The organism is Caballeronia arvi (genome assembly GCF_001544695.2).
In the GTDB taxonomy this organism is placed as follows: Bacteria; Pseudomonadota; Gammaproteobacteria; order Burkholderiales; family Burkholderiaceae; genus Caballeronia; species Caballeronia arvi.
In genome coordinates this window covers 1-9,959 of sequence record NZ_FCOM02000121.1, presented here as the reverse complement: position 1 = coordinate 9,959, position 9,959 = coordinate 1, and the positions used below count along the sequence as shown (strand labels likewise).

Here is a 9,959-nt window from a genome sequence, read left to right as displayed (position 1 = left end):
GATCGCGAAGTCAAGGACGCCGGGGCGGATCCACGGGTAGTGGACTCAGTGGGCAAAGACGAGGGACCCGAAGCGTAATGCAATCGCAGTTCGGCTAGACACCGGACTCGAAAATGCATGCGATGCTTAAAAGAAGACGGGAACTGTCCTGATGCTCATTAAGATGTTGCCCAGATGAGATATCGGGGAGAGGTTTGAGATGATTGATGCCGTCGGCCCCCGCACCACGAACGAAGGACAGCGCATCGCCCGATTCGCGGTGAGCCTCAGTCCGCGCTCAGCATGGTCATGCAGACTTTCGCTCAGGTGCGCATGAAGACGCGCAAGCTTCCTCGCTTTGAGCCGGTCGGTGTCGACGAGGGGCGGGTGTTCTGGAAGAAGTACCGCGGGAACGCGGACGTTGAGCGCATGTTGCTGGAGCTTGCGCAGGCGCGCCAAACCATGGAAGAGATCGGCGCATACTTCGACTCAGTGCGAAAAGCGTGGGAGGAAGAGAATCTCGGACAACTGGTCGCCATGGAGAAGATCCGCCTGTTGCTCATGGAGCAGGATCTTCGTTACCGGACGCTCGCCGGCTTAAAGCCGCCGCCGCGAGACGCGGATCCCGGCGAGCCTGAACCGGCGCTGGTCGACTAAATCGCGGCGTATCGGTTCGATTCAATTCCATTCAATTCGATTGATTGAGAATTTCGATATCAAAGCCGTCGGGCCAACCGTGATTCACGACGCGCAGTGCATCCTCTGCAATCAGTTCGGGCGCAACGCCTTCATAGTCGCCTTGCGGCGTGACAAGTAACAGCGCGCACTGCGTGCCCTTCGCCGCCGCGATCTTCTCGGCCAGCACGGTCATCTCGCTCGTCCATCGCCGGATCTGATCGTCGAGGACTTTCCTGTCATCTTTCTTCATGTCTTTGTCTCGCTCGTTGTCAGCTTGCGACGCCAACTGCAGCGTCGAGCGTGAATCGAAGGCGCGTCACGGTCCGATGGCTCGACAGGCCAAGCAGGTTGCTGACCTGCTCATTGGTTTTCCCCGCAGCGAGGTGGCGCCTGCCATAGGTATTGCGTAAGAGGCGAGGGCTTTCATCTGCTGCCGATAGTCCAGCGGCTTTGAGCGCCGTGCGAACGCATTTGACCAACGTGTCGGGTTTCATGGGCTTGCCGCCGGCCGTCGCCACGAAAAGCCAGTCCGTCGGGCAAACGATCCCTGTCCGGACCTCATGATACGCGCGCAATACGTCAATGGCGAAGCTGTCGATCGGTACGCGTCTGGCGAGCCGCGGACCGTGTTTCTCAACGAGCACGCTGGGCCGGTTGTCCTCCGTGTCGAGATCTGCGAGCCGCAGCAAACTCAGTTCCGCCGCCGAGACGCCGCAACCGAGGAAGAGCGCGACGATAGCCGCATTGCGCAACTCCTTCGCGGACGAAAAAGTTGTCGACCGACATAACGCCTGTAGGCTCTGGTCGTCCTCTGAAGACAGATAGATTGGCGTCGGTTCGTCCTCGGGCCAGTTCTCTCGCGTAAGCATGTCGGCTGCGGGATTCTCTTTTCTCAATTCGAGCGCAACGAGATGTCGGGCGAGTCGATCGATGAGCTTCAGATATCGAAAGCGGGTCGTGGTCCCCGGCTGGCAGTCGTACGCGAGGTTCTCGAAAAACCCATTAATGTGATCGGCACCGAACGTCGCCACGGATTGTCGGCGCGTCGTTAGATAGTCATTGAATCGCGAAAACATCGCGCAATGTTGGACGATAGACCGGTCCGCAAAGGCGCGACGATCCGCGCCGATAGCCTCGGCTCGCTGCCATTGCCCATACGCGGTCTCGGGATCCGAAAGCCAAAGATCGCTCTGCATAGAAATCGATATACTGAATTTCGCCAACCTCCAATCTAACGCGAAGCTAGCGCTTCGCCAACACCAGCGACCAGAAAAGAGGTCTTCGCGCCTTTCACCCGATTTCTGAAAGAACTGAATCAACGAAGCGCTATTGCAGTCTCTTAGCTCGTGATTGTGCGCACGCCGCTATCTATGCGGCGCGCAACCGTGGCATAGTGCGGATAGTTTTTGGAATAGGAGAATGAAATGGCAACGCTAGAAGCGATTCAAGCGCGAATCAAAAAGTTGGAAACGCAGGCGCAAGTTTTAAAAGCGAAGGCGGCGAGCGGCGTGCTCAAGCAAATTCACGACTTGATGGCACGTCATCAGATTTCGATTGATGACGTCTCCGGATTCTTTGGCAAGGCATCAGGTAAGACCAAAGCGAAAGCTGTGAGAAAAGTGGACTCAGCGAAGTACGTCGACCCGAACACCGGTGCGACCTGGAGCGGTCGAGGAAGGGCGCCGGCGTGGATCGTCAATGCACGCGATCGCACCGCGTTCCTCGCGGCGGGTGGAGGTGACTCGACTGCTCGCACGAAGGTGTCGGTGAAGCGCAGGACCGCCGCTCGCAAAGGACCGCAGCCTGCCCTCTACCGTGATCCGATGTCGGGACTGACGTGGAGTGGATTCGGTCGCGCACCCAGTTGGATTGCCAGCGCGAAAGATCGTAGCGCCTTTCTGATCGAAAAAGGCAACGCGGGAGGTGCGAGCGCCGCTGAATCGAAAGCGGTCGCGAAGAAGGGTGTAACTGCGAAGACTGGATCGAAGGCGGTAGCGAAGACGAAGACGGCAAAGCCGGCCGCGAAGAAAGCGGCGTCGACGAAGACCACGGTTGCTAAAAAGGGAGCCGCGGCGAAAAAGGGAACCGCGGCGAAAAAGGGAACAGTGGCCAAGAAAGCAGTGGCCGCCGAGAACGTGACAGCTACTAAGAAGGGAACGACAGCTAAGAAGGGAACGGCAGCAAAGAAGGCGACAGCCGTTAAGAAGGCGACCGCAGCGAAGAAGAGTACGGTAGGTAAGCAGGCCGCCAAAACTGCGCCGACGAAGCGAGGTCGTTCGACGAGTGCCAGTCCGGCCCGCAAGTCTCCGGTCGCAGTGGAGAGCGTTGCGCCGGTTGAAACGCCTGGCCAAGCCACCGGGGCCGAAGCGAATAACGCGAGTCAATGAGGAATTTGCGATTGCCGCGCTGGACTCGCGTGGCAATCGTGAAGCTTGTCATCGGGCAAGGGTTCCGATCGCCCAACGAATGACAGTTGCGACGATCGGCCAGTGGCACAATTTCGAACCCCTGCTACAGTTTCGTCGCAACTTGGACCTTGGCTTACGGCCCCTTGTTTGCCTCGTTCTGAGCCGCGACCTTCTTCCGTTGGCGCTAGCTTCGCTACGTTCGCATCGTTTGCGGCGTCCTACTCCTTCTCGCTAGCCTCCGTCCAGGCCTCCTGCATTTCCCTATCGGCCTCGTCTTGGCCTTGGTCTGAGCCTACGTCGCATCATGTCGGCCGCCAGACGCCTGCGCGCCCGTAATTGCCTTTCCCCTTCGCGCCTTTCACGCTCCCCCCGGGGCTTCGTCGGCGTCGGTCTGGGCGGGTGCATTGTGCTCGTTGGCTGAGGCACCCTTTTAGCGCCGACGTGTCGCGGTCCGTGAAAATGCCCCACTACCTACGCGGACCTGACCGAAGGAGTCCATGTATTCATATACTTACTTGGCATGCTGCGCCCGAGGGAGAGACTCTGCAGGCCGGGATGCGTAGAATGACTGCGCAATTCCTCGTCTTCTTCTCCATGCAACGGGACATCTCATGCTGCAGCCATTTGCGTCGTCAGATTCCTTTACGATCGGAGTAGAACTTGAGGTTCAAGTCGTCAATACGCACGACTACAACCTGACGAAAGCGACAACGGAGCTGCTGAGTCGAGTAAAAGCGGATAACTTTGCCGGCGCGATCAACCCGGAGACAACGGAGGGAATGATCGAGTTGTCCACGGGGATTTGCAGGAGCTTCGATCAGGCAACCGGGGAGCTGAAGGTTCTTCGCGACACGTTAGTGCGGGCCGCTGACTTTCTCAACGTGGGAGTCTGCGGAGGTGGGACAAATTTCTTTCAAAACTGGTTCGATCAGCGCTCCGATGGACGCGAACGCTCCGAGTACCTCATGGGGTTGTACGGGGCGCTATACCAGCAATTCACGATCTTTGGTCAGCACGTGCATGTAGGTTGCCCCGACGCTGACTCGGCGCTCGTTCTGCTGCATTCGCTCTCGCGTTATGTTCCACATTTCATCGCCTTGGCGGCGTCTTCCCCTTTTGTACAAGGCAGCGACACGCAGTTTCAGTGCGCCCGGCTCAATTCGGTCGCACCATTCCCATTGGCCGGACACGCACCTTTCGTAACGAGATGGTCGGAATTCGAAGAGTACTTTGATCGCATGACGAACACGGGACTCGTCAAAAGTCTGAAAGACTTCTACTGGGACATTCGCCCAAGCCCGGGTTTTGGCACGGTCGAAGTTCGTGTCATGGATACGCCGCTACGAGTTGAATGGGCCGCCGCAATCGCGGCTTACATCCAGGTGCTTTCACGCTATCTGCTGATCGACAAGCCCGTGCGCCTTAGCGAGCGCGATTACGAGGTCTACCGGACGAATCGATTCATGGCTTGTCGCGTCGGCCTGGACGGAACGTGCGTGAATCCGGAGACTGGCCATCGCAGTCAAATTCGAGATGAGATTGTCGCTACGCTAGACGCGATCTCACATCACGCCCAAGTCCTGGGTGCAGAAGAAGGTCTCCAAATCATCAAGCGCGCTGTTACCTCTGGACTAAGCGATGCCGCGTGGATACGCCGCGTGTACCGTGCGCATGAGTCGTTGCATGAGGTTGTGAGACAGCAATGTCAAGTCTGGCGCGGAGCGCAGACGCCTAATTAGGCCGGCGCGTGCACATACAGTCGATGGTCAACGGCGAGCCGGTTCGTTCGCTGCCGGCGCGGGGCCCGAAACGGCGGCGCGGGGGCTTGACGCATCGCCGGATCGCGCCAGTTGCCATCGCGCATTACAAGCGCTGAGCGTTGTCGGTCGAGCAAAGGGCGACATACGACGAATACCTAGCCGGCATGTTCGGGCACCTGTGACCGTGCGGCGCTGTACCCGCTGTGAGCGCAACACCATAATCCCTAGGCGATGCCGCGCGCGGTCGTCGGAATAGACCACCCTCGGAAGGCCGACTTTGCGGAGGTTCGCTAGGCGGCAATTTTGAGCGGGGAGGAAACATATGCCGGAGTTGCCGCACAGGGATGAGGTCGACGTGTTGATCATCGGTGCCGGCGTTTCAGGCATCGGCATGGCTTGAACGCTGACGACCGAGTGCCCGGCCAAGACCTGGACGATCCTGGAGCGCCGGCAAAGAACGGGCGGCACGTGCGGTCTTTTCGGTTATCCCGGCATCCGCTCGGATTCTGACATGTTGGCTTACGGCTACGGATTTCGCCTGTGGCTCGATGTCAAGGTGCTCGCGGACGGCGCTTTGATTCAGGACTATCTCGTCGACACCGCGCGTGAATACGGCGTCGACAGACACATCCGCTATGGGATGAAGGTCACGATAGCCAGTTGGTCGCCGTCACGGCAGCGCTGGATCGTCACGACGTGCGCCGAGGGGGACGGGAAGACTATCAACCTCACCTGCGCACATCTGGTCATGTGCACGGTTACTACGACTACGATGCCGGCTACATGCCAGAATTATGGGCGCGGCGTCCCATGCATGCTTAAATCTGGTGGTCTCAGGGCAACCGGACGCGCACACATTGGTGAATGTGCGGATGACGGTCGGCTAACTGCAGCTATTAATTAACTGTCGTCGTCTAATTCGAGGGAGCCGTCCTATGAACGAGCACCGAGTGAAGCGAGATCCCGAAGGTACGCGACGGCGTATCCTCGACGCGGCGAGTGATCAGTTCACAAAGTTCGGGCTAGCGGGTGCGAGGGTCGACGCGATTGCCGCCGCCGCGGAAACGAACGAGCGCATGATCTACTACTACTTCGAGAGCAAAGAGGGACTGTACGTCGCCGTGCTCGAAGCCATGTATGCAGAGTTCGCGGCGCGAGAGGCGAGTCTCGATCTAGCGAGTCTGCAACCCGCCGAGGCGATACGCGAGCTCGCGCGTTCCATCTGGAAATACATGCAAGAGAACCCTCAATGGCTGTGTCGTATCAACAACGAGAACCTGCATGAAGGGCGGTACCTCGAGCGTTCGAGCCAATTGCGCGAGACGATTTTTCCTGTCATCGACCTTCTACGTGCGACGCTGGAACGCGGTATCGCGACTGGAGAGTTTCGGCGCGGCATTGACCCGCTCGACTTCTATGTCACGTTGGTAGGGATGGGGTACCACGTCGTATCCAACCGCTTCACGATTAAGGCGTTCACAGGCCGAAATTACGGCGAGCACCGCCTGCAGCAGGCGATTTCGGATATGCATGTGGACATGCTACTGCGCTATTTGCGCCCAACCTCTCCATCGTTGGCGTGATCGCAAAAGTCACGACGCATGCCTCTAGCGACAAACCGGCTTAAAACGAGTCTTTGGCGATTCCTTGACGAGATCCTGCCGATCTGCGCCACTGAGCTCGCAGTGTGGAACGAGGCATAACCGAATCGTTCAAGAGGGCGATCGTTACCAAATTTCGGAAAGCGCGGTCGAAAAGAGAAGCCCTCCACGATTGCTCCACTGCCATGGATTGCAGCACTCTATCGATTAGGTGCGCAGCGGTCTGGCGATGACAGTACCGCGAGTCGAACCCGAACTGGCAAAGAGATTCCGTGAGATCATGCTTCGGGCCGCGGCTGGCGCGGGTCGTGTCGTCGTTTCGAACGGTTCATCGGAGAGCACGAACACGGAAATCGATGGAGTTATGAGTATCAAAAAATGTTACGTCTTCGTCCAACAAGTCCAAGTGAATGGCGATTCGGCATAGGGGGACAACGTTCGCGACGGGGCAAATACTGACAGCGCGAGCTATCAAGGACCTGCCGACCACCGCCGCAGCGACAGTCATCATCACCGATTGGCGTTCTACGGCGGAAGCGCTAATGTAGTAGCAACAGTCTCCTTAATCAATGAGGCGAATGCTTCATATGGAATGGATACACCAACGGCCGACGATGCCGGGCTACTACTGGTTGCGTTTCGCTGACGAGCGATCGCCTCAACAAACAATCGCAGAAATCTCCGAGGTGCCTGGCAATGCGATCAACGAATACGTTGTCATCCTGATGGGAGACGACTCCATCATGGAACTCGACGATACGTTCTTTGATGGGGGGCTGTTCGCGGGTCCGATTGCGCCACCGTAAGTGCTGATGTCCAACTTTGGTTCATCGAACGCCCGCGAAGGCCGACAAGGGACGAGCGGGTCTCGCCCGACGGGCAGCGCATCCGCAAAATTCTGAGGGCTGGCGAGCTGCGAATCGTTCCACCGGCGCAGGTTCTGCATCTATCGCGACTTGCCCCGCCGAGGGGTGCATGCGGCCGCAGTGCCGACGAAGCCGGTTGCCGACGATGAGATACTCGTCTTCAATTGCGACCGCGCCGTCGTAGCTGAAGTCCAACTGGAGGGCGATATTGGGCGCGCTTGGAAGGTTCGCGCGCTCGAAGGAGCGACGGAAATTTTCTAGTGGTCGATGATTTGGTACTAAGCTTGGTACTGGAATCCAAGCTAGGGACGGCGGCTATGAAAGTCTCGATGACGGAACGGTTCATTGCCCTTGCGTTCACGCTTGTCGGCGCCGTTTTCATCGGACTCTCGGGGTACGCCCTTCTCAAGCTCTTCCTATCGCTTCTTCTTATTTTGTACGGAAGAGAGCGAAAAAGGGCAGCTCGGTCGCAGACAGATCAACGCACCAGCGTCGATCTTCAATTGCGACCGGAGCCCGGTTCACTGCGGCGTCAGCACTTGCTCAGGCATTCGTGCCGATTGCAGGTTCGCGTAATGGCTTAGCGTGTCAGGAGTCTGTTTGGAATCGAGCAGAAGATTAAGCCGCCTTCCACGCTTCCAGGAACTGCTTAAGCTGCATGCGGGTCATATTTGGGTCTGCCTCTTTGGCAGACACCACGTCATCGAGTTCGTCGTCTGAAAGGGACGCAAGCATTGCGAGCTCGCCGGCTGTAAAGAGCTCTTCTACTTTCGAACGGTGCTTCGAACAAGCGAACCGCTCGTAGACGCGGACATATTGGGCCGTCGTTGCTTGCGAAAAGCCCATGTTCACCTGCACGAACTTATAGAATGCCGAGGCGACCTTTCGTTCGTCCACGACGCTCAAGCCTCCGACGGCCTCAGCGCGACGCTTGATCAACTCCTGCTTGACCGTGTGGAGTTGCTGACCAACTTCGAATACGTTGACCGGTACTGGTTCTTTCAGCACGACTCGATTTCTCCGTAGCTTGGATTGCGTGATCTGTTGTCTTGCCCGAGACAGCCGTTCGGACTTTACCTCGTGTATATCGGCATGCGGGCCCGTTTCTTTTGCTTAAATGCGTCGAGCGTCGCCGAGTGGGAGGCGGTCGTCGACGTGCCACGGTGCAAAAGACGACATGCCGAGTCTGGCAGGGCAATGTGGCCAAGCCTGCCCACACGGGGAACGAGATTCCTTAGCAGAGACATCCGTTAGCTGCAGGCGATGCGCGCCTGCGGGTCCGAGTGGCTCTCTGCCACTAGCTTGCAACCGCTCGTCGACGCGCGCAGCGGTCTTCCAGATGTTCGGTAGTGGGCCGACGGTGATGGATTACCACACGCTAATCCAAAACCCGGTTTGCTCGCGCAGGGCGGGAGGCAGTCGGAGCCGTTTTGGCTACCTCGATTTTGCGACGCAAACGAAGCTGTAGATAGAATGGGAGTTATCTCAATAGCCGTGTTTCCGAGCGCGAATGAGCTTCTGCCGGTGTTCGACCGGTGTCGAATTGCCCCACGCGCAGCGAGGCGTGCATCAAAGACCTAACGAGTGCTGTCGGCCACTTGCCGACATTCGCTATTCTCGAGGTGCGGTCATTCGAGCGGCAGCAATTCTCTGAGCAGCGGGTCCTTCTTTGTCCATGGTCGGCCTCAAAGAGGGTGGCGTGCTGTCACGAGTCGATTGGAGCGTTGCAGCTAAGTTGGGACAAGCAGGCCATCTATTGAGAGGTAGCTATTTTGCCGGGAGGACGCAAGGGCCAGGCCGAATCGTTGCAGAGGCGTTGCCGAAATTGCCCACATCGCAGCCTGAACGACAACAAAAGTTGTAAGCGGCTCGGCAGGGCCGGTCCCCGATTCGCGCGCGCGTGGGGCATGATGTGAGAGCGTGGGGAGGTCCGGGTAGATCACGTGAAGATCGTTCCATGATCGTGGACACGATCTATCTGGATTTACCCGGTCAAGCGGTGGGCGTGGGCGGAGCGGCCGGCTTCAGTTTGTCGGCCACGTTCCAGGGAAGCAGTTCGTCGATGCGGTTGACCTTGTGGTCCGCAATATGAGTGAGCACGTATTCGAGGTAGGCTCGCGGGTTGATGTCATTGAGCTTGCATGTTCCGATCAGGCTGTACATCGCTGCCGCTCGCTCACCGCCGCTGTCGGAGCCGACGAACATATAATTTCGCCTGCCCAACGCTACGCAGCGCAGGGCATTTTCTGCGAGCACGTTGCTGATCTCGGCGTGCCCTTCCTCGCAATAGAACGTAAGCGCCACCCAGTGGTTCAGGGAGTAGTTGATCGCGCCCGTGAGCGCAGACTTCTTCGACAGCGTCGCCAGCTTGGCCCTGATCGTCGATTGGAACGTGGCGAGCAGAGGCTTGCTCTTCTCCTGCCGCACACGCAACCGCTCATCGGGAGGCTTGCCGCGAATGCCGGCTTCGATGCTGTAGAGCTCGCCGATCATTTCCAGCAGTTTCTGGGTGTCCGGAGTCGGCGTGCTCACATGGACCTCGTAATACTTTCTCCTGCAATGATCCTTATCTGGTGCTCCAGATAAGGATCAGTATCCCGAGAATGTTTTTATCTGGAGATACACGGTTGTGGCCCTTGTTTGTACGTAGATTCGCTCGAATGTTGT

General features: G+C 57.9%; 9 protein-coding genes and 1 pseudogene. 6 read left to right on the top strand and 4 right to left on the bottom strand.

Annotated elements, in window-relative coordinates; translation table 11 throughout:
• Positions 1 to 282 precede the first annotated feature (282 nt).
• Positions 283 to 636, top strand: a complete 354-nt coding sequence (locus AWB74_RS42655; protein ID WP_061152536.1) for a hypothetical protein — start codon at positions 283 to 285, stop codon at positions 634 to 636.
• A 31-nt stretch (positions 637 to 667) separates the two neighbouring features.
• Here AWB74_RS42655 and AWB74_RS42650 read toward each other — a convergent pair whose 3' ends face one another.
• Together AWB74_RS42650 and AWB74_RS42645 are read right to left on the bottom strand one after the other, a co-directional pair.
• Positions 668 to 907 carry a hypothetical protein gene (locus AWB74_RS42650; protein WP_061152537.1) on the bottom strand — a complete coding sequence of 80 codons (240 nt, stop codon included), beginning with the start codon at positions 905 to 907 and terminating at the stop codon, positions 668 to 670.
• Between the two features lie 19 nt (positions 908 to 926).
• On the bottom strand, positions 927 to 1,853 hold the full coding sequence (locus tag AWB74_RS42645) for a tyrosine-type recombinase/integrase (RefSeq protein WP_061152535.1): 927 nt from the start codon (positions 1,851 to 1,853) through the stop codon (positions 927 to 929).
• Positions 1,854 to 2,081: 228 nt separating this feature from the next.
• Here AWB74_RS42645 and AWB74_RS42640 point away from each other — a divergent pair, with 228 nt between their 5' ends.
• The 5 genes from AWB74_RS42640 to AWB74_RS42620 all read left to right on the top strand — a co-directional run bounded on the left by AWB74_RS42640 (position 2,082) and on the right by AWB74_RS42620 (position 7,232).
• Entirely contained in the window at positions 2,082 to 3,044 is a 963-nt protein-coding gene (locus AWB74_RS42640) for an H-NS histone family protein (RefSeq protein WP_061152534.1), read from the top strand.
• Positions 3,045 to 3,676: 632 nt separating this feature from the next.
• On the top strand, positions 3,677 to 4,804 hold the full coding sequence (locus tag AWB74_RS42635) for a YbdK family carboxylate-amine ligase (protein WP_061152533.1): 1,128 nt from the start codon (positions 3,677 to 3,679) through the stop codon (positions 4,802 to 4,804).
• A gap of 532 nt (positions 4,805 to 5,336) precedes the next feature.
• Complete coding sequence (locus AWB74_RS42630) at positions 5,337 to 5,729, top strand: hypothetical protein (protein WP_061152532.1); 393 nt, start codon at positions 5,337 to 5,339, stop codon at positions 5,727 to 5,729.
• 31 nt (positions 5,730 to 5,760) lie between these two features.
• A complete protein-coding gene (locus tag AWB74_RS42625) occupies positions 5,761 to 6,408 on the top strand; it encodes a TetR/AcrR family transcriptional regulator (protein ID WP_061152531.1) in 648 nt (215 codons plus the stop codon).
• A 605-nt stretch (positions 6,409 to 7,013) separates the two neighbouring features.
• Positions 7,014 to 7,232, top strand: a complete 219-nt coding sequence (locus tag AWB74_RS42620) for a hypothetical protein (protein ID WP_200822115.1) — start codon at positions 7,014 to 7,016, stop codon at positions 7,230 to 7,232.
• 678 nt (positions 7,233 to 7,910) lie between these two features.
• Here AWB74_RS42620 and AWB74_RS42610 read toward each other — a convergent pair.
• The gene (locus tag AWB74_RS42610) at positions 7,911 to 8,300 is read right to left on the bottom strand and encodes a hypothetical protein (protein WP_061152528.1); all 390 of its coding nucleotides are present in this window, start codon (positions 8,298 to 8,300) and stop codon (positions 7,911 to 7,913) included.
• A 984-nt stretch (positions 8,301 to 9,284) separates the two neighbouring features.
• Positions 9,285 to 9,857: pseudogene (locus tag AWB74_RS42605) on the bottom strand (IS66 family transposase); the annotation flags it as partial.
• Positions 9,858 to 9,959: the final 102 nt, after the last annotated feature.

Excerpts from the sequence above, each read along its gene's own strand:
- AWB74_RS42655 (WP_061152536.1), top strand. The coding sequence starts at position 283 with ATGGTCATGCAGACTTTCGCTCAGGTGCGCATGAAGACGCGCAAGCTT.
- AWB74_RS42650 (WP_061152537.1), bottom strand. The coding sequence starts at position 907 with ATGAAGAAAGATGACAGGAAAGTCCTCGACGATCAGATCCGGCGATGG.
- AWB74_RS42645 (WP_061152535.1), bottom strand. The coding sequence starts at position 1,853 with ATGCAGAGCGATCTTTGGCTTTCGGATCCCGAGACCGCGTATGGGCAA.
- AWB74_RS42640 (WP_061152534.1), top strand. The coding sequence starts at position 2,082 with ATGGCAACGCTAGAAGCGATTCAAGCGCGAATCAAAAAGTTGGAAACG.
- AWB74_RS42635 (WP_061152533.1), top strand. The coding sequence starts at position 3,677 with ATGCTGCAGCCATTTGCGTCGTCAGATTCCTTTACGATCGGAGTAGAA.
- AWB74_RS42630 (WP_061152532.1), top strand. The coding sequence starts at position 5,337 with ATGTTGGCTTACGGCTACGGATTTCGCCTGTGGCTCGATGTCAAGGTG.
- AWB74_RS42625 (WP_061152531.1), top strand. The coding sequence starts at position 5,761 with ATGAACGAGCACCGAGTGAAGCGAGATCCCGAAGGTACGCGACGGCGT.
- AWB74_RS42620 (WP_200822115.1), top strand. The coding sequence starts at position 7,014 with ATGGAATGGATACACCAACGGCCGACGATGCCGGGCTACTACTGGTTG.